The 20,547-nt window shown below is 42.1% G+C and carries 23 protein-coding genes; 5 read left to right on the forward strand and 18 right to left on the reverse strand.

All coding sequences use genetic code 11. The annotated features are described in order from the left end of the window. The first annotated feature begins 17 nt into the window (after window positions 1–17). Entirely contained in the window at window positions 18–434 is a 417-nt protein-coding gene (locus ACIQAA_RS09455; protein ID WP_402618114.1) for a VanZ family protein, read from the forward strand. A 24-nt stretch (window positions 435–458) separates the two neighbouring features. Here ACIQAA_RS09455 and ACIQAA_RS09460 read toward each other — a convergent pair whose 3' ends face one another. The 7 genes from ACIQAA_RS09460 to ACIQAA_RS09490 form a co-directional block, all read right to left on the reverse strand. Continuing rightward, complete coding sequence (locus ACIQAA_RS09460) at window positions 459–1,415, reverse strand: nuclease-related domain-containing protein (protein WP_402618117.1); 957 nt, start codon at window positions 1,413–1,415, stop codon at window positions 459–461. Between the two features lie 748 nt (window positions 1,416–2,163). Continuing rightward, on the reverse strand, window positions 2,164–3,198 hold the full coding sequence (gene spoIID / locus ACIQAA_RS09465) for a stage II sporulation protein D (RefSeq protein ID WP_402618119.1): 1,035 nt from the start codon (window positions 3,196–3,198) through the stop codon (window positions 2,164–2,166). Between the two features lie 192 nt (window positions 3,199–3,390). Then, window positions 3,391–4,701 (reverse strand): UDP-N-acetylglucosamine 1-carboxyvinyltransferase, encoded by a 1,311-nt coding sequence (gene murA, locus ACIQAA_RS09470; RefSeq protein ID WP_402618122.1) that lies wholly within the window; start codon window positions 4,699–4,701, stop codon window positions 3,391–3,393. A 32-nt stretch (window positions 4,702–4,733) separates the two neighbouring features. Then, the gene (locus ACIQAA_RS09475; RefSeq protein ID WP_402618124.1) at window positions 4,734–5,480 is read right to left on the reverse strand and encodes a YwmB family TATA-box binding protein; all 747 of its coding nucleotides are present in this window, start codon (window positions 5,478–5,480) and stop codon (window positions 4,734–4,736) included. A gap of 297 nt (window positions 5,481–5,777) precedes the next feature. Next, window positions 5,778–6,035 carry a DUF1146 family protein gene (locus tag ACIQAA_RS09480; RefSeq protein ID WP_402618127.1) on the reverse strand — a complete coding sequence of 86 codons (258 nt, stop codon included), beginning with the start codon at window positions 6,033–6,035 and terminating at the stop codon, window positions 5,778–5,780. 223 nt (window positions 6,036–6,258) lie between these two features. Next, window positions 6,259–6,438, reverse strand: a complete 180-nt coding sequence (locus tag ACIQAA_RS09485) for a hypothetical protein (RefSeq protein ID WP_402618130.1) — start codon at window positions 6,436–6,438, stop codon at window positions 6,259–6,261. A gap of 37 nt (window positions 6,439–6,475) precedes the next feature. After that, a complete protein-coding gene (locus tag ACIQAA_RS09490; RefSeq protein ID WP_402618133.1) occupies window positions 6,476–6,802 on the reverse strand; it encodes a YflT domain-containing protein in 327 nt (108 codons plus the stop codon). Between the two features lie 166 nt (window positions 6,803–6,968). Between ACIQAA_RS09490 and ACIQAA_RS09495 the strand changes: the two genes are divergently transcribed. Next, window positions 6,969–7,178 carry an IDEAL domain-containing protein gene (locus ACIQAA_RS09495; protein ID WP_402618136.1) on the forward strand — a complete coding sequence of 70 codons (210 nt, stop codon included), beginning with the start codon at window positions 6,969–6,971 and terminating at the stop codon, window positions 7,176–7,178. A 66-nt stretch (window positions 7,179–7,244) separates the two neighbouring features. After that, the gene (locus tag ACIQAA_RS09500) at window positions 7,245–7,496 is read left to right on the forward strand and encodes a GlsB/YeaQ/YmgE family stress response membrane protein (protein WP_402618139.1); all 252 of its coding nucleotides are present in this window, start codon (window positions 7,245–7,247) and stop codon (window positions 7,494–7,496) included. 367 nt (window positions 7,497–7,863) lie between these two features. Here ACIQAA_RS09500 and cls read toward each other — a convergent pair whose 3' ends face one another. The 3 genes from cls to ACIQAA_RS09515 all read right to left on the reverse strand — a co-directional run bounded on the left by cls (window position 7,864) and on the right by ACIQAA_RS09515 (window position 13,091). Next, a complete protein-coding gene (gene cls, locus ACIQAA_RS09505) occupies window positions 7,864–9,363 on the reverse strand; it encodes a cardiolipin synthase (protein ID WP_402618141.1) in 1,500 nt (499 codons plus the stop codon). An 87-nt stretch (window positions 9,364–9,450) separates the two neighbouring features. Beyond that, window positions 9,451–10,314, reverse strand: coding sequence for a CheR family methyltransferase (locus tag ACIQAA_RS09510; RefSeq protein ID WP_402618144.1), 864 nt, complete (start codon window positions 10,312–10,314; stop codon window positions 9,451–9,453). Further along, window positions 10,311–13,091 (reverse strand): CHASE3 domain-containing protein, encoded by a 2,781-nt coding sequence (locus ACIQAA_RS09515; RefSeq protein WP_402618147.1) that lies wholly within the window; start codon window positions 13,089–13,091, stop codon window positions 10,311–10,313. Before ACIQAA_RS09515 ends, ACIQAA_RS09510 begins: the two co-directional genes overlap by 4 nt. 168 nt (window positions 13,092–13,259) lie before the next feature. Here ACIQAA_RS09515 and ACIQAA_RS09520 point away from each other — a divergent pair, with 168 nt between their 5' ends. Further along, on the forward strand, window positions 13,260–13,727 hold the full coding sequence (locus ACIQAA_RS09520; protein ID WP_402618150.1) for a Dps family protein: 468 nt from the start codon (window positions 13,260–13,262) through the stop codon (window positions 13,725–13,727). Window positions 13,728–13,768: 41 nt separating this feature from the next. On the opposite strand, the gene ACIQAA_RS09525 is transcribed toward ACIQAA_RS09520, so the two are convergent. The 6 genes from ACIQAA_RS09525 to ACIQAA_RS09550 form a co-directional block, all read right to left on the reverse strand. Further along, a complete protein-coding gene (locus tag ACIQAA_RS09525; RefSeq protein WP_402618717.1) occupies window positions 13,769–14,917 on the reverse strand; it encodes a PP2C family protein-serine/threonine phosphatase in 1,149 nt (382 codons plus the stop codon). 77 nt (window positions 14,918–14,994) lie between these two features. Beyond that, complete coding sequence (sigB, locus tag ACIQAA_RS09530) at window positions 14,995–15,777, reverse strand: RNA polymerase sigma factor SigB (RefSeq protein WP_402618153.1); 783 nt, start codon at window positions 15,775–15,777, stop codon at window positions 14,995–14,997. After that, the gene (gene rsbW / locus ACIQAA_RS09535) at window positions 15,743–16,225 is read right to left on the reverse strand and encodes an anti-sigma B factor RsbW (protein WP_402618156.1); all 483 of its coding nucleotides are present in this window, start codon (window positions 16,223–16,225) and stop codon (window positions 15,743–15,745) included. Before rsbW ends, sigB begins: the two co-directional genes overlap by 35 nt. Beyond that, on the reverse strand, window positions 16,222–16,554 hold the full coding sequence (locus ACIQAA_RS09540; protein ID WP_402618159.1) for an anti-sigma factor antagonist: 333 nt from the start codon (window positions 16,552–16,554) through the stop codon (window positions 16,222–16,224). Before ACIQAA_RS09540 ends, rsbW begins: the two co-directional genes overlap by 4 nt. Window positions 16,555–16,790: 236 nt before the next feature. Continuing rightward, window positions 16,791–17,135 (reverse strand): hypothetical protein, encoded by a 345-nt coding sequence (locus ACIQAA_RS09545; protein ID WP_402618162.1) that lies wholly within the window; start codon window positions 17,133–17,135, stop codon window positions 16,791–16,793. Window positions 17,136–17,306: 171 nt separating this feature from the next. Next, window positions 17,307–18,239, reverse strand: a complete 933-nt coding sequence (locus ACIQAA_RS09550; protein WP_402618165.1) for a magnesium transporter CorA family protein — start codon at window positions 18,237–18,239, stop codon at window positions 17,307–17,309. Window positions 18,240–18,369: 130 nt separating this feature from the next. Between ACIQAA_RS09550 and ACIQAA_RS09555 the strand changes: the two genes are divergently transcribed. Continuing rightward, the gene (locus ACIQAA_RS09555) at window positions 18,370–18,636 is read left to right on the forward strand and encodes a hypothetical protein (RefSeq protein ID WP_402618168.1); all 267 of its coding nucleotides are present in this window, start codon (window positions 18,370–18,372) and stop codon (window positions 18,634–18,636) included. Window positions 18,637–18,749: 113 nt separating this feature from the next. Here ACIQAA_RS09555 and ACIQAA_RS09560 read toward each other — a convergent pair whose 3' ends face one another. Then, the gene (locus ACIQAA_RS09560) at window positions 18,750–19,226 is read right to left on the reverse strand and encodes a TraR/DksA C4-type zinc finger protein (RefSeq protein WP_402618170.1); all 477 of its coding nucleotides are present in this window, start codon (window positions 19,224–19,226) and stop codon (window positions 18,750–18,752) included. Between the two features lie 86 nt (window positions 19,227–19,312). Continuing rightward, the gene (locus ACIQAA_RS09565) at window positions 19,313–20,464 is read right to left on the reverse strand and encodes an AI-2E family transporter (RefSeq protein ID WP_402618172.1); all 1,152 of its coding nucleotides are present in this window, start codon (window positions 20,462–20,464) and stop codon (window positions 19,313–19,315) included. Window positions 20,465–20,547 lie beyond the last annotated feature (83 nt).

Below are 20,547 nucleotides of genomic sequence, written 5' to 3' on the forward strand. Positions count from 1 at the left end.
TGAAGGAGGAAAATTTTTTGAAATACGTTTTACGACTGCTTCCCATTGCCTATATGGCGACGATTTGGATTATGTCGAGCCTGCCATCCAATCACTTTGTCGAACTCCCAGATTCCGCACTTGACCGCACGATCAAGGAATCCCTGCATTTGATAGAGTTCGCGATTTTATATGTATTGCTAGTTTTGGCCTTCCTTACCAGACGTGATCCTTTCACCATGGGACTAAATGTGCTCTGTGCCGTCATAGCGGGACTTTACGGGCTGACAGATGAGATTCACCAATCCTTCTACCCTTACCGCTCCGCGTCCTGGTTTGACCTTGTCAAAGACGTCACAGGGATACTAGTGTGTTTCTATTTTATCCAGGGTGCACTGTTTAAAGGTCGATTTGCGAGGTTAGGGAAGGTACTTGGGGTCGTGAGGAAATTGTAGCCACTGCGGTTTTCGCGGTGGTTTTTATTTATGATAGGTTTTATTTTTGAAAGTTCCTGTACTATTTAGGCTGCTCGAATTTAAATAATGGTGCGCCATTTTCGAAGAATTGAGTTGTAAAAATCTGCGTGCCTCAGCGTTGGTAATAGTGGGGCTTATGATATGAAAGTAATCATCGAGTGTGTTTTTGAAGGCTGTTTTTGATTGGATTCGGCACTTTTGACATTTCCATGTTCCTGCATAATAATTCATTGGTAAATAATTGCAATCGGGGCAGTGAACGCCTGTCAGGATCTGATTGCTCGAGAGATGGAACTTTTGGAGAAGGTTAATTTTTTCAGGAGTGTGGCTGGTTAAGAGGAGCTTGTTGATTTTTCGCAGTTCTTTTTCATCTAACAATTCAAGTTTATAATCGTTGCTCATTTGGTCGACCTTTTCTAGCAAGTATTCACTATTACAAACATTCCATTTGTATTTATTATCGTCTTGGATGATGATATTGGACTTTTCATTGCTATTAACGAACAAATACTGGATGGGTATACCTGTAATATTATGCTGCTTTAGCCATTCTCTAAGCTTGAATGCTTGTAACCTCGCTTGAAAAATAGGATTCTTCGTTCTTTCCAGTTTCCCATTGTTATCAGTCATTGTTTGATGGAGAACCTTATCGAAATGCCAATCCCTTGCCCAGTTTTTTACTTCCAGCACCAACGCAAAGTAGGCACATAAAATGAGGATATCGATTTGGAAAAAATAATTTTTATGGAAAAAACGAAGATCGTGGTAAATTTGGAATTTGAGGTCTGAGATTGGCTCCAAATGAAAATTCATGACGGATTCCTCCCCAAGAAAACCAGTCATCCGATTATTATAATCGGTAACCACATCGTATTTTACTAACTCATTATCTGCCAGCCTCCTTATCAATGCTTGATATTTAATAATACTAGGCGGCGGAACACACGGTTTCATTATCATTAGTAACAATCCTTTCTTTTTTTACACTATTTCTTCTTTTCTATGGCTGAATCCTTTAAAAATATTGTTACAGAAATAAGTAGTTTTTGTGTACCTGCCAAAATGTGTTCCTTACCTGCAAATTTCATTGGCTTACCCGCATAGTTTCCATTTTACCTGCCTAATTCCTTTGTTTATCTGCCTAACTAATTCAGCCACCCTAACCGAACTCTGACACAGCCAGGCTCAGGTATCATATTTTCCTAAATATGGATATACCACTCAAAATTAAGCTTAGATTCTGGATTTTGGGTACGGTTTTTTGTTACCTATTTTATCAAAAATCCTCTACCTGCCAAAATATGTTTCTTACCCGCGAATTTTGTTTGATTACCTGCATAGTTCCCATTTTACCTGCCTAATTCCTTTGTTTATCTGCCTAACTAATTCAGCCAGCCGAATCTGACTCTGAAACAACCTGGCTACGGCCTGGCTTAGGTATCTATTTTCCTAAATATGGATATTTCACTCAAAATTAAGCTTAGATTCTGGAATTAGGGTACGGTTTTTTAGTTACCTATTTTATCAAAAATCCTCTACCTGCCAAAATGTGTTCCTTACCTGCGAATTTTGTTTGATTACCTGTACAGATTTCTTTTTACCTGCAGATTTCCTTTGTTTATCTGCCTGCCAAACATTCAATCGCCCTAACCAATTCAACACACCCACACAAAAAACCAGACCCCACATGAGGTCTGGTCCTACAATCCTATTTCTGCGCCGTAATCGTCGCAATCATGCTATCCGCTGAGGTAACTTCTACCCCCTGGTAATAGTGCTTGACGATTTCCTGATAATCCTTCCCATCAGCAGCCATGCCGTTTGCGCCGTACTGGCTCATGCCGACGCCGTGTCCGAAGCCGCGGGTGGTAATCACAATGCTGTTACCTTTCCGTTCCCAATCAAAATCCGACGACCTTAAATCTAATTTTTCACGAATTTCTTTTCCTGTCAGAACCTTGCCGTTGAAATCAACTTCGGCAACCCGCTTGCCGGCGGTGCGCTCCACAATTTTTCCAATCGTCCCGCTTGATCCAACCTTGACCCCAAGCGCGGACTCAAATTGTTTAACAGTGACTTCCTTAACAGAGTTATATTTTGGTGAATCTTTGTCCCATGGGCTTGATACGCTTCGCAGGTAGGGCATTTCATTGTTCCAATAGTCCTCAGAGTTTTCGGTATAGCCGTTGCTGGTGGAGAAGAAGGAGGCGTCGATGGCCTGACCATCATAGGTTAAGATTTGACCGCTTGTGGCGCGAACAGCAGAAAGGATCTTCGCATAGTTCGATTCAAATTCCATTCCCCAGTTATCTCTCATTTGCTTTTCGCTTAGATAGACCTGATGGAGCTGGGTATCCGTAACCTGCGCACCTTCAGGAACATCCACATTGTCTTTACTTAGCATTTTTTTTACGATATAGGTTCTCGCTGTCAAGGCTTGTGCTTTTAAGGCTTCCTCCTTGAACTCCACCGGCATTTCAGCTGCCACCACCCCAACAAGATAGTCTTCTAGTGGAACGTTATCGATTTGTCCTATAGAGGAGCGGTAAACCGCCACTTCAACTGCGGCATCTGCTGTAGAATTCGTTACACTTTCGTTACTTGGGGCCTTGTTGGATAGGTCTTCACCTAATTTACCGCTAACCTTCCCATCTCCAAAAGGCAAGACTAAAATGGCTGGAATGAGTAAAGTGAGGGCAAATAAGAATGACGCTAGTAGGATGAGTGGTTTGAATTTTTTCATGTAGGAGCCTCCAATTATGAAATTTGCGCACCCCAACCTGGGCTGCTTTCTCATTCCATCATATGGAGGCGGACAAGCATTTATGACTAAAAATAGATTCTAGAATATTCAGAAAACTAGTATATATAAAAATAAAGAACCGAAGAATGCATCTCACCAGATACCCTCTTCGGCTCTTTATTTATTATGAAATTACGCGTTCAAATCGCTTATATAACTTTCCACTTCTGTAAAAACTTCCTCTGCTTCTTTAACACGTTCGATATCTGCGCCTAAAGATGCTAATTTTCCATGGAAGTTTACATAACCACGGTCTAAATGTTTAAGCTCCGTTACGCGTGTATTACCTTCAGAAACCAACCCTGTTAAAATCAAAGCGGCTGCTGCACGAAGATCGGTTGAAGTAACTTCTGCACCTTGTAAATTAGAAGGTCCATTTAAAATAACAGAACGTCCTTCAATCTTAATATCAGCATTCATCCGGCGGAATTCCTCAACATGCATGAAGCGGTTTTCGAAAACCGTTTCTGTAATCATAGATGTGCCTTGTGCACGAAGCAATAGTGCCATCATTTGTGATTGCATATCTGTTGGGAAGCCAGGATGAGGCATTGTTTTAATATCAACAGCTTTGAGCTTTTCAGGACCGATGACGCGGACGCCATCACCTTCTTCAATAATCGTAACGCCCATTTCTTCCATTTTTGCAATCAAAGAAGAAAGGTGTTCAGGAACAGCGCCCTGTACAAGGACATTTCCGCCCGTAATCGCACCAGCAACCATAAAGGTTCCTGCTTCAATTCGGTCAGGGATGATGTTGTGGTCAGCGCCAAACAGTACATCCACACCTTCAATACGAAGAGTGCCCGTGCCTGCGCCTCGGACATTTGCCCCCATTTTATTCAAGAAATTCGCTAGGTCAACGATTTCCGGTTCTTTTGCGACGTTTTCAATGATAGTCGTACCCTTTGCTAGAGTCGCAGCCATCATGATATTCTCAGTTGCACCGACACTTGGGAAATCCAAGTAAATCTTTGCACCCTTTAAGCGGCCGTCAACCTCCGCTTCAATAAAACCATTTCCTACTTTAACCTTTGCGCCCATTGCTTCAAAACCTTTAAGGTGCTGATCAATCGGTCTAGAACCAATCGCACATCCGCCTGGCAATGCTACACGTGCACGCCCATTGCGCGCTAATAGTGAACCCATCACGAGGACAGATGCACGCATTTTACGAACATATTCAAACGGCGCTTCTTCTTTCAACACTCTAGATGCATCAACGACAACTGTATTATTGTCAAAGGCAACCTCAGCATTCAAGTTGCGCAATACTTCATTAATTGTGTATACATCGGAGAGTGTAGGTACATCACGAATTACACTTTTTCCGTCACTTGCTAATAATGTGGCAGCGAGTACAGGCAGGACCGCATTTTTTGCGCCTTCTACTTTAACGGTTCCATATAGCCTTTTTCCGCCGCGGACGATGATCTTTTCCAAGAGTATTCCCCTCCGCGTCCATTTTCTCTATATTAATATTCAATCGTAATGATTGGTGTGCCAACTACAATGGTAGTCTTAGCGCCCAATCCTTCGGAGCGTATCCCAATTTGTAAATTCATGTCCTTCGCTATGGAGTCTGAAAACATTGGCGAATTCGCCGATACAGACATGAACATATCCTCTTTTAACGCTTCGATTTCTTTTGCATCAAACATTTCCATCAAATCACTTGCAATAGTTGGAACAGCTTTATCCATCTTATCACTGATGCTGCCCTTCATACCAGAGAAAATTGTTGGATTTCCTCGAAATATGTCAGAAAGCCTATTTTTGATTTGATCCTTCGTGAAAAAGGACTCCATCTCCTTATTCCACTCGTTACCGCTGACCCTATATACTATATACGCATTAACAGGTTGTTTTGTGTGGGTTGCCATAATCTGAAGCATTTCTGTGTGGTGTTTAGAAGTTGGAGATACTGCTGTTACTTCCCATTTGTCGCTGGTCTTGCTTGTGGACCAATCCCAATCAGGAAACCTTTGCTGAAGCTCCTTTACATATTCCTGCACTTCTTTCTCTGTAGTCAGGTCAACCAAATGCTCCCGTGCATAAAACGACCATTCTTCGAGCAAAATATCTTCTGTTTGAAAAGCGTCGGCGATTTTTACCAAATCAAGCTCACCGCTGGCTGCCGTCAACCGGCTGCCAAGCACCGCAATCAAACCAACAATCATCATTAAACTTATACAAAAAAGTACCTTTGTTTTTCTCTTCATCTCTACTCTCCCCCTTACTACCATTGTTACCAAGGGGAGACATAGCATACTTGGGAAATGTCGACACTTTTGGACAAGCTTTTTGAAGCAGAAGATCTTTTTTGAAAAATTACCTAATTCATGCGTCAGATAGGTTCAAGTTTTTGCATTTCATTACTTTCGTTGTAGTCATTTTGATTTGCTTAACTATATATCCATCTATTTTCTAAGTTGTTAACTTTTTCTTTAGATTGCACATTTTTTCACACAAAGAGAATTGTACTCAATTTTTCTAAAAAAAGATACATGTACGAAGACCTAAATTTTTACCAGTTGTATGTATTGTAAAATTAATGGTAACTGCCTTGACCATGAAAGGTAGTCTAGGAAAAAATTACTAACCGAAGATCCAATGATAATCGCCAATAATATATACAGTAATCGCGCTTGAAAAACATGATTCGGTTTCAGCAGCTTATCTAAACGAATCGACTGCAGCGCCCACCACGCCAACGCAATAAACACCAGGTGCGAGAAAATACTCAACAAAGCAATTTGTCCAAAATTCTCCATCAAACCCCTCCTTTAGTGGGTGCCTCCTTTTGGTGCCTCTTTCGGTGCCTGTCACCGTTTATGCAAAAATCTGCGTTTATGCATAAAATTGGTGCATACCATACTGACGGATGAAGACTCGAAAAGTTTCGTTTTTATTATAGCAGATTTTTAACGCATTAACTGCCTAAGCACTGGTTATGTGTAAATAATCAGTGTTTAGGCAGTTAATAAGTTTATTTGACGTTTAGATTCCATTCCAAATCCTGCTGATTCTTAACGGAACGTAAACTCTGTCCCCGTGGATCTCCTTATGAATAATTGGCTTTTTAAAATATTGCATGAGTGAATGGCTCTCGCTCTTTTTATGCCTTGCCCTCTTACGCATACCCTTTAACTTCTCTACACTTTGATTCGACTTTTTCATGATTTTTTTCACCTCATTATTTTTTAGTTACTGATCATTAAGCGATTTTAGATGCAACGACAACGACTTTTCCGTTATCCATTTGTTCTTCGCAACGCTCCGCAGCCGCAGCTGATAACCCCAGTGATTCTAACTTTGCACGCAGCTCATCCCCTCTGGATCGAAATACGTTTGCAATTGATTCAAAGACTCCTTGCTCCCCAACACCAATAGCGCTTATGTCTAGTGCGTCTGTTAGATGTTCAGAACGGTTTTCGTCATGAGCTAACAGATAAATTTCATCCTTTGTGAATCCTTCCATCATAAAATGAGCGATTTCTCTTTTAGCCTCTAGTCCATTTTCTACAATTTTTACAGCTTCCATTTTCATTCCTCCTCGAAACTTATTTGTCAGCTGATGTTTCAGCTTGTACCTGTTATATATCCGCTCCTTTTATAAGTGAAACCTATTTTTTAAAAAAGTTTCAATCAACGGACATTGGGGTATTTAACTTTTAGTTATTTTAAAAAAGGATTATGGGAGGTATAAGATGAGGAAAAAAGCAGAGTTAATTACAAAGATCAGTTTATTAAAACAAAAAATTGACCAGTGTCTGGATGACCGGGATCGAGAAGGATTTATTCAATTATCTTACGAATTAAAGGTTTGCCAGCGTTATCTGGGAACGCTTATGAACAACCCTGAGAATCGATTAAAGGGTCGTTTAGAACAAAATCGTGATAAGTTTTTTCATTTATAAGTTTAGCCGCTGAAATTTCGGGTATTTAACTACCAAGCTCAATGAAAACAGAAAGGAGAGATTTTCATGGGATTTATTTGGTCATTAATTATTGGAGGAATTATCGGTTGGTTAGCAGGATTGATTCTGGGGCGTGATGTTCCAGGCGGAGTAATTGGAAATATCATTGCAGGATTTATCGGTGCCTGGATTGGATCTGCTTTAGGCGGCTGGGGACCTGTCATTGGAGGATTTTACATTTTACCAGCACTCCTCGGCGCCATTGTCTTTGTGCTTATCCTGAGCCTTGTGTTAAGAATGATTAGACGAAAGGCATAATATAGGAAGAAGTGAAGACTGCAAATTTTTGCAGTCTTTTTTGCTGTTTAGAATCTGAGAACGAGGATCACACAGGTTGCCTCTGTTTTATCGCGCGCCTCAATCTAGAAACCACGCTTAATTTTAAGTAAACACCTAAGCCAGGACGCAGCCTGGCTTTTTCAGTGTCGAGTTTGGCTGCTGAATTTGTTAGGCAGATAAACAATAGAAAAATGCAGATAAAAAGGTATCTATGCAGGTAAGCGTTCAAAATTCGCAGGTGGAGAACGAATTTTGGCAGGTAAGACGATTTTCAAATGGAATCAGCACAGTCCCATTACCAACCAGTAATAATAATGGTATCTCCCAAATGGTGCTTTGTACCATATTACAGCAAACCCGAGAACAGCCGGGCAAAGGATTCTTTCCATTTAACCCTCATACCTCTTTTGTAAAAAGCAACCGGCCGAATCCGCCTGCATTCTTTAAGGTCCTCTTCAAAATGTGTAACAAGGTCGCCAATGCTACCTGATCCTGTTAAAAACAAATTAACCTCAAAATTCAAATGAAAACTGCGCAGGTCCATATTCGCTGTTCCAATCGTGGCCATATCTCCATCCACAATGATCACTTTTTTATGTAAAAAGCCTTTTTGGTAGGTGTAAATCTCAATCCCTGCACGAAGAAGTTGCGGAAAATAGGATTGAGTGGCATATTGGGTGAGAAAACCGTCATTGCTCTCAGGCACCATGAGCCGCACTTGAATGCCTTTTTTCGCAGCCACCCGCAGTGCTGTCATAATGGCCTGATTTGGAATAAAGTACGGTGTCGCAATCCAAATCGATTCTGTTGCACTCGAAATCATGGCATAAAAATGATCACCCATGTCCCGGGTTTCCGGTCCACTAGCAACCACGTGGACGAGACCATCCCCCGCTAACGGCACCGGCTGTAGATAGCGGGGATCTTCAAACAATCTCTCCCCACTGACATACTTCCAATCTAATAAAAAAACAGCATGTAGTGTCTGGACCGCTTCTCCTTCCAGCAAAACATGCGTATCACACCAAAAACCAATCTTGTTATCCTCGCCAAGATATTCCACGCCCACATTCAAGCCGCCGACAAATCCAACTTTCCCATCAATGACAATGATTTTTCGATGATTGCGGAAATTAAACTTTTGCGTAAACCAACCGAATTTTAGCGGCAGAAAAGGGTGAATCTGAATTCCGGAGTCGGCCATTTTCCTTTTATCCTGTTCGGAAAGGGCGAAGCTTCCGAACGCATCGTAGATCAGCCTGACCTCCACCCCTTCCTTTACTTTAGCAGTCAAGATCTCCATCAGCTCCTGCCCCAGCCGGTCATAGCGAAATATGTAATACTCTAAATGAATAAAGTCCTTCGCTTCCTTTAACTTCTGTTTCACCTCTTGAAAAGTTGCTTCCCCGTTTTTTAAAATTTTGGTCCTAGTATGCTGGCTTTGATCGGTTAAGGTTACCCTTTCAAGATAGCTGACAAAACCTCGTTGATGGTCATTCAGCATGGATCCCACCTCAAAGGTTGTTTTGTCTTTACCCATCGCCTCAAACAATTCGCGGTCGCTTGCACGCTTACTTTTAAAAAGTTCCCCTTTAAAGAGTAATTGACCCGAGTAAATATAGAAAATATAGCCTGCCACCGGTACTAAAATTAACAGGCATGTCCATAACAGCGTTTTCGGTACAGGCCGATTTTGAAGCCATAACTTCGCCACCGTGCATACAATTATAACTGCATACAAACTGATACATATGGCTTTCCACCAAAAAGGGAATCTTGTAAAAAGAACCATCCAGCAGAAAAAAAACATGATTATGACAAAGAAACTCTCGATTCTTATTTTCATCCAGTTCCCCTCACAGTCTTTTTATAAAGAAATACCCTTTCCACAACCCTATCAAACAAAAAAAATGCCTGACTCAGGGTCAGGCACCTACTTTTTTCGATATATCTTCTCACACGAATTAAATTCAACATATTTCATACCCTTTGGCATACCTAGAATCGATTCTTTACTTCCCAGGCCAATGAATCCGCCGTCAGCCAGGCTGTCATAGAATAGGCCATGAACCTGCTGCTGCAGGGTGTTATCAAAATAGATCATGACATTGCGGCATAGTATCACATGAAATTCATTAAACGAACTGTCACTCACCAGGTTGTGCTGGGCGAAAGTGAGGTTCTCGGTCAGGCTGGGTGAAAAATAGGCAAACTGATGGTCCGTAGTATAGTACTCAGAAAACGCCATTTTCCCACCCGCTTTCAAGTAGTTTTTCGTATATTGCTGCATCTTTTTAAGCGGAAACGCTCCCTTTTGCGCAGCCATCAGAGCTTTTTCATTCATGTCTGTGGCGTAGATTTTCGTTTTCCCCGAAAGGCCCTCCTCCTGCAAAAGGATAGCCATGGAATAAACCTCCTCACCTGTCGCACAGCCGGCATGCCAAATCCGGATCTCCGGAAGCTCCCGGAGCAAAGGCACCACTTCGTTCCGAAAGGCGGCAAAAAAACTAGGATCCCGGTACATTTCCGTCATCCGGATAGAAAAATCATTCAACAGACGTTCTAAAACCTCCGGTTCGTGGAGCACTTTTTCTAATAAAGCTGTAATGGTTGGAAGCCTCTCCGCCTTCATTCGGTTTAAAATCCTCCTGCCAATCGAACCCCTGACGTAGCCGCGGAAGTCATATCCATACATTTGGTACAAGCCTTCAAGCAGCAATTTGATTTCGATTTCCTGAAGTTCATTAGGCTCTAGCAGATTGATTTCTGTTACGATCTCTTTGGTTGTTTGGTTCAATCTTCATTCACCTGCTCGGTCAGCCACACCCGCATTAACGAGAATAACTGATTGATATTTAATGGTTTCATAATATAATCGGAAGCCCCTGCTTCCATACACTTATCACGTTCACCTTTCATCGCCTTGGCCGTCAGCGCAATAATCGGCAGTCTCTCCATCTCCAAGTCCTGCCTGATGACCTTCATCGCTTCATAGCCACCCATCACTGGCATCATGATATCCATGAAAACAAGGTCAAAATCTGCTTGCTCCTGTAAAAATTCAATTGCCGTTTTACCGTTATCCGCGACTTGAACCTTCACTCCTTTTTTCTCCAGAGCAGTTACAAGCGCAAAAACATTGCGTCGATCATCTTCTACCAACAATACTTTCTTTCCTTTAAACAACTGGTCATCTGAAGCCTCCGCTTCCACTACCAGGTCCGTTTCTGTTTCTTCGCTTACCGGATGCTGTTCCTCTGCCACCTCAATGACACTTACCGCAGCCTCATCCAGTGCCAATTGATTAAGCTGACGTGCATATTCGGCTGCTTCTAGTCTGCCAGGGATATACAGGGTAAACGTGCTTCCTTTATCCGGCTCACTTTGAACCGTGATCGCCCCGCCAAGTAAACGGGTAAATTCACGGCATATCGATAATCCTAGACCAGTACCGCCAAATAGCCGGTTGGTCGTGCCATCCACCTGTTGAAACGCCTCGAAGATAATTTGCTGCTTCTCCTGAGCGATTCCAATACCTGTATCCGTCACAGAGATGGCCAGTACCATTTCCTCTTCATCCAGGCCAGGCAAGAGTTCCTCCACCTTTTCTGGTTGTGCCAGTTCAATGTTTACTGTTATAGAACCCTGTTCCGTAAACTTAAAGGCATTGGATAATAGATTCTTCCAAATTTGCTGCAAGCGCTGTCCGTCTGTTGTAATCACAGAAGGGACATTTGCAGCTGTATGCACCTCAAAGGCAAGATTCTTTTTCGCTGCAACAGGATCAAACATGCTCTTCATCATTTGTGGAATTTCCGTCACGTTCACTTCATCTGTTAAAATTTCAATTTTACCTGCTTCAATTTTTGATAAATCGAGGATATCATCAATCAGCCGGAGCAAATCACTACCGGCCGTGTAGACGACCCGGGAGGATTCCTTGACTTCTGCACTGTCCATGTCCCCGTCATTTTCCATCAGCATTTGAGACAGAATCAAAATACTGTTTAATGGCGTGCGCAGCTCGTGAGACATATTCGCGAGAAAATCGGTTTTATACTGCGAGCTCATCTGCAGTTTTCTTGAATAGTCCTCCAGTTCATCCTTTGCTTTTTTCAGCTCGAACGCCCTTTGTTCGGCGTAATGCTTCTGTTCTTCTAAATATTCATTGGTAATCCGCAGCTGTTCCTGCTGCATTTGCAGTTCTTCTGATTGGGCTTGAAGTTCCTCTGATTGCGCCTGAAGTTCTTCGGTTAACACCTGTGATTCCCCGAGCAGCCTTTCCACTTCCATCCGTCCCGCCACATTGGTAATCGCAGAGCCAAACTTATCCTGAAGCAGATCCAATAAGGTTAAATGCTGCGCCTTAAAAGGCTGAAACGCCGCGAACTCCACCACTGCTTCAACCCTGCCATCGACTAAAATCGGCGCTACCAAAAGATTTCGCGGAGAAGATTCCCCTAACCCCGATGCGACTTTAAAATGTTCCTCTGGCAGTTTATCAATCAGGAAGATTCTTTTATCCATTGCCGCCTGGCCAATTAACCCTTCTCCTAACCGGAAACTCGCTACAGCCCTTTCTTCCGAGACAATGGCATAACCGGCCTCTTTCACATAACGAACTTCACTGCCTTGATTCCTGCGAAGATAAACAACACCATAGACCGCTTCCAGCATAGGTGTAAGCTTGGTGATAAAGGCATGCGTCAATTCTGTCAGGTCCGTCATTCCCTGGTACATGGTCGAGATTTCCGCGACGCTTTTCTGAACCCAATTTTGTTTCTCCAGATTGCTGAGAAGCTCGTTCATCGCTTCCGCCAGCTCGCGGGTCTCATCATGTGTGCTGACCTCGATTCTGGTGGAAAGGTCTACCTCTGTCTCTCTTGAATCCGTAACACTGTTAATCGTGGTGACAACCTGCTTAATCGTTTTGACTATCGAATTCGACAGGAATACCGCCGTGGCAATCGTAATCAAGGTAACCACTATGATCAGGCCATACAACGTAATTTTTAAATTATTGTTGTCCTGACTCAGCTTCTCCACACGCTCGTTTGTCAGGTTCTTTTGATTTTCAAGGAAGGTATCAAAATGCGCCCGGAGTTCATCCGTCATTTTTTTACCTTTGTTCTCTGTAAAATGCTCGTCTAATGCCGCCTGGTTATTTTCCTTTTTCTGATTCACGACATGTTCTGCTGAGCCGGTGATCCAGTTAAGTATCAGAGGTTTCATTTCTTCTAAATTTCGCTGCTGTGTCCCGTTATCCGCGAGCAGGGAATGGAGTGTATTGTAGTTGTCGAGCCAGTTCCGGCTGGCTGTATTGTAAGGCTCAAGGTACTCCTCATTGCCGGTAATCACATACCCTCTCATGCCCGTTTCGATATCTAATACATTTTTTTGTATCTGATTTGCTAAATTGTGTACCTCCATATCATGCTGCGTTACGAAATCGACCTCTTTCTGCATAGCCGACATCCGATCCATAACGATCAGCAGGGAGACGACTAAGCAAACCAAAATGAATAAATAGCCTGTAATAATTTTCGTGTGGATGTTGAAATGGAATCCCTTCATTCTCTGCTTTCCCCCTTTGTAAAAAATAGATGATTCTATCATATCGTTTCTAGCAATCTCACCCAATGGGAAATAGGACCCAACCTCCTGCTATAAAAATTTAGTAGTTTCAAATGGCGGTCAGCAGGGTATGTAAATAGTGACACCACAATATGGGAGGTTAAAAATATGGCAACAACTACAAAAACGAAATCGAAAAACAATTCCTTAACGGATACACTCAACAGGCAGGTGGCGAACTTTTCCGTTCTTCATATGAAACTCTACCATTTCCACTGGTATGTAAAGGGAGAGAACTTTTTTACCCTGCACCTTAAATTTGAGGAACTTTACAAGGAAGCTGCCTTACATCTTGATACAATTGCGGAAAGAATGCTGTCGCAAAGGGCATTGCCGGTGGCAACCCTTACGGAGGTCCTGGAACTTACCACACTAAAAGAAGCAACAGGTGATGAAGACGCGCAGCAAATGGTCCAATCACTGGCGGACGATTTTGAGATGATCTGTAACGAGCTGACTGAAGGTATCTCGCTTGCTGAGGAAAATGAAGATCAGCCGACTGCCGATTTGCTTGTTCACATTCGCACCTCATTAGAAAAGCATAGATGGATGTTTGAAGCCTATCTAGGTGAGTAATAAACACAGAATTGGGGTGTCAGCAAAACTGCTGACACCCTTTATGATGAGGCATTTGTAGAAATCAAGACAAGACACATATCATCTTTTGGAGGATTTACCAGCTCCCAGCCTGGCTGCAGCTGATGAAGCAACGCCGCAGGATCCTGGATGTCCTCTGCTTGTAAGGAGCCAATCAGCTTATCCGTCGCATCTTCATATTTCTCCTCCAGCCATTCTGATAACCCATCCGTAAACAGCAGGATACGGGCAGAATCGCGATAAGGAATAACCCCTTTGGTAACTTCAACCTCCTCAAAAAACCCGAGCGCGCATGATCCTTCTGTTAACAGTTTCACTTCCTGGTCGACAATCGCAATTCCCGCAGGATGACCAGCATTCACGTACTCGATGGTTTGTTTTTTCGTATCGAGGACAAAGTAAATCGCCGTAAAATAGTAGTTCATTAAACTATCAGGTGTATGGAGCTGATTCATCCTCCTATTCAGTTCCTTCATGACCTTTTCCGGATCCGCGATTCCAGTAATCGTATCTTTTAACGCGGAATAGATGTACATCCCTACTAGCGAGGATGAAATCCCATGACCCATCATATCGAGAAGAATTACCCCATATTGATTTGGACTAATCTGATACCAGGCATAAAAGTCCCCAGCCAGTTCAAAGGTTGGCCGGTACACAGAAGAAATACTGACATCCTTTTCCTGGAGGGGGCTGCTGAGCATACTTCTTTGCACCTGCCTAGCCAAATCGAGTTCATATTCAATTCGTCTGTCCCGTTCCTTCCGCAAGTCTTTTTCTTGCTTTAACCTTAGAACGGAACGAATCCGGGCGAGGAGTTCGACTTTATTAATCGGTTTCATCACATAATCGAGGGCTCCCGCGTCCATCGCCTCGGCCATTTTATTGGAATCTCCCATCGCCGTAACAAAAATAATCGGCAGGTCGGAAAACCGTTCATTGGCCAAAACTGTCCGGCATGCTTCAATTCCATCAATTTCCGGCATCATCATATCCATTAAAATTAAGTCTACCGGCACTTCGCCGGGATTAGGTGCATCAAGCTGTAAATACTGATATAACTCTGCTGCAGATGACAGCTTTAGCAACCTATTATAGCCAGCTTTCCTTAGGATTTTCTCGACAATCATTAGATTTGTTTTATTATCATCTACTATGACAATCTTCATTGGCATTTGGCTTCGCCCCCTTTGCAATAGATGATGCCTGGCCTCGGTCATCCAACCGTTCAGGGTCAGGCATTTTTTTACGTCGAGTCGGGGTTACTAGCAAGAACCTTCCGCAATTTTTCGATCGCCTTTTTTTGCAGCCGGGATACATGCATTTGCGAAATCCCCAAGAATTCCCCTACTTCGCGCTGACTTTTGTTTTCGATAAATGTCCACTGAATAATTTGCTTCTCCCTTTCGTCCAACACATGAAGGGCACTCTCCACCAGCAGCTGCTGGTCGACTTTTTCAAAGCCTTTGTCTTCTGATCCGATCACATCTAACGCTGTAACCCCGCTGCCGTCTGAACCAGTTTCAATCGTTTGATCCACAGACGCCGTTTGATACCCTTTTCCTAATTCCATTGTTTCCAGTACTTCTTCTTCCGAAATCCCTAAATGCTCAGCGATTTCATGTATCTTTGGTGAGCGTTGAAAGCGGTTGGTCAGCTCGTCCACTGCTCCATTCAATTTTGGCCACATTTCTTTTATTCGTCTTGGTACATGAACATCCCATGTCTTGTCCCTTAAAAATCGTTTAATTTCACCAATCACCATCGGAACTAAATAGGCCTCAAATGGATTCCCGGTACTAGGGTCAAACCGTCTAATGCTGGATAACAATCCAATCATCCCTACCTGCATGATATCTTCATGCAAATTCCTGCCTTTTGAATACTTTCTAGCAATGCTCCCGATCAGATTGGTGTACTGTTCCACTAAGAGGGTTTGGGCGGTCTCGCTCTCGTTCTCCTGAAAATCCAGGATCAACGCATAGACTTCTTCCTTAGTTCGTTTCATGGCCTGAGGTGGTTTTGCCATGGTTTTCACGCTCCCCGCCTAGATACTTCACCATGAAGACCGTTACTCCGGAAGTATTCGATACACGGACTTCATCCATGAGCGTTTCGATCAGATACAGACCTAACCCTCCCTCTGACAGTTGATCGACTGTGCTTGATTCTGTATATGGGCCCAGTTCATTTTTTGTCTGTAAAAAATTAAAGCTTTGACCACTGTCAGCAACCATCGTTTCTAACTTATCCTCATAAATGCCGAAGCCGACAATCACTTCTCCGACTTCCTCTTCCGGATAGGCATGCTGTACCGCGTTTGTGCACGCTTCACTTACAGCAATTTTAATATCCTCAATTTGCTCATATGTATAACCCATGTTGCTGGCTATCCCTGAAATCGTTAACCGAATGACACCAACATATTCTGGTTTGGCTGGAATCTTCATTTCAACATAATCCATCACTTGTCTCATCGTCCCCCATCCTCTGCTTTGTCAGAAATACTCATAATATGGCTTAAACCGGTAATGTTAAACAGACGCTTCAGCCGGTCTGATAACTCAACCAGCTTTAGTTCCCCCTCATTTTTGTTGAGCTGCTTGAACATCCCTACAAACACTCCAAGACCCGTACTATCCAAGTACGAGACATCCCTCAGATTCACCGTAATCACTTTATTTTTGCCCTCCGTAAGAGGCAGCATCTCTTCTCGCAGCTTTGGGGCTGTATACGCATCGATCTCTCCGCTGACACTCACGAAATATTCGTTTTCATTCTGATTTTTTTCTATATTTACTTTCATATCATCACCTCTGAAAATATTTAATGTTTACATACCCTTTATAGTAAAAAGCTAAACCTATTTTTTAAAAAAATATTTTTCTAGCATTATACCAAAATTAGGAAGAGTTACGAATAGACATAAATTCCTAGTGAAATAGTAGTGATTTGGATATAAGAAGAGGCTTGCACCCATTCGTGCAAGCCTCTTTTATATAGTAAAGGTAGTGTATGGCAGATTAAGAATCAGATACTATTTTAATAGTTACTTTTATTCTCCGATTCCGATCTCGAATCTTCATCCCGTTGCTGAAATTCTTTATCCGCATTCTTGGAAATCGTATCCCCATATCTTTGCCTGTCATTCTCGTGTTGGACATTTTCACCGCTTAAAAAGGCTGGGTCGCCGTCTCTTTGCCCCCGCTGACGTGAAAGCTCTCTTATATCTTCCACAATTTCATCGCCAGGGAACTCCTGCTTCCTCGAAGGATCTTGACCATCGTTATATCCCGTTCGACCTTTTTCATAACTGTCCGTAAATTCATTTTCATCCTTACGTCTTAATGATTCCATTTCTTTGTCATCTACATAATTTTTACCCATGATCGTTTCCTCCTTTTATTTGTTCAGATTGCTGTTTTTCATTCCTATCGGTCTTACCGAACATGCAACCACATACTTCAACCACCCTCTTTCTACTCTATTGTGATTACAGGTTAGCTAGTTTCTAACCTTGATAGTGTTATACCCGATAGGTCAGGTATCAAACCTTTTTCAATGAAAAAATGAACCTTTCTTTTTCCCTTTTAAGAGATCGCCTGTCCAGCCCTTGGTTTTTATGTATCCATAGAGGAGTACTGTCGACAACCCTATGGAAAGAAGTGCAACAAGGTAACCATACTTCCACTCGAGCTCAGGCATATGTTTAAAATTCATTCCCCATAGCGCCCCTAACGCCATAATCGGGGTAAAAACAATCGTCAGGACCGTTAAGGTTTTCATAATTTCATTTCCCCGGTGGGAGGATATCACCTCTTCTAAATGAATAATTGAGTCTAACTCCTCCTCGTACTCTCTCAGCAAAACCATCGCCCGGTCAATCCGTTTGCACGTCCGGATAAAAACTTCTCCGTTATTGACTGCAGGGAAATTGGTTTCCTCGATTGCCATTTTCAGCTCCTGAATCGGAATTAATAGATTTTTACAAACCAACAGTTCATGCCGCTGACGAAAGACATGTTCCAAAATCCGCATTTCATTCCTCTTTTTCATACCCCACATCAGCTTATAGAGTGACTCCTCGAACTGGTCAATCTCGACCAGTAAGTCATTAACCAGCTCTCCCAGAAAAAATAAAAAGCCATCTACTGCATTCTCCGCTTTATTTAGCTGCCGCAGCATCACTTCTGGAGCCAGTTGTTTAAAAGAGGTAAATTCTAAATCAATCGTAAATAAGGTATTACCAGTTATATAGAAATGAAAAATCTCATGGTTCTCTTCCTCATCGACATTTTGTCTATAAATAAGCGAACCATTCACAACCCTTTCCCCATCGATTAACCCCTGCACTTTCACGCAATTGTTGTTATTTTTTCGAACACTCATTAACCAGTTTGACAGCATGGTCTCCTGATCCCATACCGCATTCAGCTCATTCTTATTTAATTGAACCCATTTCCATTGGTCAAAATCGATATTTCTCTCCAAACTAGCCCCTCCTCTCCCAGTCCATCCTTTGATTCCCCTAAAAAGAGTAAACCAAACGTAAAAAAATGTTTAATAGAGAAATGAAACGGGTATGTACAAAACAAGTCCAAATTCTAAGGAGGTTTTCATGATGAATAAAGTCGTAAGTATGAGCTCACTGGTCGCAGTAGGAATTGGAGCCTCAGCAGTATGGCTATCAAACAAACCTAACCGAATTAAAGCTGAAAGTATGTTAAGAGACTTGAAACGTAAGGTGATTCCGAACGTATACGCTAAATCAGAGCAGCTTCCAATCGAAAAGGCCGGCAATCCGCACCCGAAGGATTTTCCCGATAACGATATGGTCAGCGAGGGAGCACAGTATTCCGTTCAATTTTACAATGAAAAAATTCAATAATAGAGCAGTGGTTGGGGTCCTAGGACCCCAGCTCTTTTTTATTTAGCAATTCCATTCAACTTAAAAATGCCTTCCTTTCTCTCGAAAAGAAGACATTTTTTTATGAATAAATTTTATGACGATGAGTTTCCATGCACGCTTATCAGTTCATCTACGGTTTGAATCCGCTTATCTCCTCTTACATCTTCCTCCGGGGTCAAAAATGACGGATCCTCCGGAAGGCTAGCGATATTCTCTTTCTCCTGCTCTTTTTGCGCTTTTACCGTTCGTTTGGCATACGGCAGGGCTTTAAGCCTTTCATAGGAAATTGGTTCTCCTGTATCGACACAAACACCATAAGTTCCTGTGTTAATCCGCTCCAAAGCCTCATTCACTTCTTCGAGGAGATTGTTTGCTGTATCATGCAAAACCCTTTGTCTTTCTCGTTCTTCTAATTGTGTGGCTGTATCGGCAAAATGATTATCATAGCTTGTTAGTTCTCCGTAATCCTCGAACGATAAAGGCTGACTGGCTTCTGCCATTTGAATGGTTTCTTCTTTAAGTTGTAGTAATTTTTTCTTAAAATAGCTCAGCTCTTCTTTTGATAACATTTGTTTTACCTCCCTAACTTCTCTCCTTTTATTTACCCATTCATGTATAAACTTGAAACTTTGTCAGTAAAACTTGTTGATTTTATTCAAAAAATCGCATCGTTATATGACTTCGTCTCATCATTGTTCTCCCCCTTGATGATTTTTTTCTCTATTGATTTCTCTTTTCTCAGCTTCCATAATCGATAGGTATGATGGGCAATTACCTTTATGACCGCATACACGGGAACCGCTATGATTAACCCGAGAACCCCTCCTATACGTCCTGCAGCAAGTAACAAGGATATGATCGTGAGCGGATGGATCTCTAACTTTTTCCCCATCACCTGAGGTGAAATAATATGTCCTTCAATCTGTTGGACAACAATCATAACCATGAGGACTTTAACCACCATAATCGGTGAGTCGATAGACGCAATAATCATTGCAGGAATAGTCGCAAGAATCGGACCGATAAACGGGATAACATTGGTGAACATGGCAAAAATCGCAACAAGAAGGGAGTAGTCAAGGTCAATAAGCAAATAACCGATAAAAAGCATGACACCTATACAAACACTAACAAGAACTTGGCCTTTGATATACGAGCTGAGCGCTTCATCTAAATCTGCTAATATTTTTCGTCCATTTTTCTGCTGCTGGGCTGGCAATAAACGGAGAATATACAATGGCGCCTTTTCGCCTTCTTTTAACATGTAATAGAGAATAAACGGAACAGTAGTAAAAACAATTACAATACTTGCAAGCACCCCAATAATATTCATGAAATTTGTTCCAATTTTAGCGAGGCTTGAGGAAACCGACTTTGTAATCGCTTCGGAAGCCTTTTCTACATCAATACTGTTATTTTCCTGTAACTGATTGATCCATTTACTCTGTTGCAGCTCAGTCAATTTGTCCGGTATCGCCTCCATAAGTTGAGGCGTACTATCGACGAAACTTTTCATTTGCTCTTTCAGAACGGGTCCGCCAAGAAAGATTAATAATGTGATTAACAGACCAAATAGTAAATAGATCAACAGGATAGAAAATGTTCTTGGGATATTTTTTAACTGAAGATAATTCACCAGTGGGCGAAACAAGTAATAGAGCACTCCGGACAACAAGAAGGGGAAAAACAGTGTTTGGACAAGTAAAAAAAAAGGCTGGAAAATAAAATCAATTTTCATGGCTATAAAAATAATTAAAAAAATAAGCAAAAGACCGTAACCAAATCGAAATGCCTTCGTTTGCAGCATGTTCCTCAACTCCATTCATGAAAACCCTTTAAGAATAAATACCCGTTCCTTAAGAAGCTAATCCCACATTTTTTGTCGCCCCT

Source organism: Neobacillus sp. NPDC093182 (assembly GCF_044754045.1).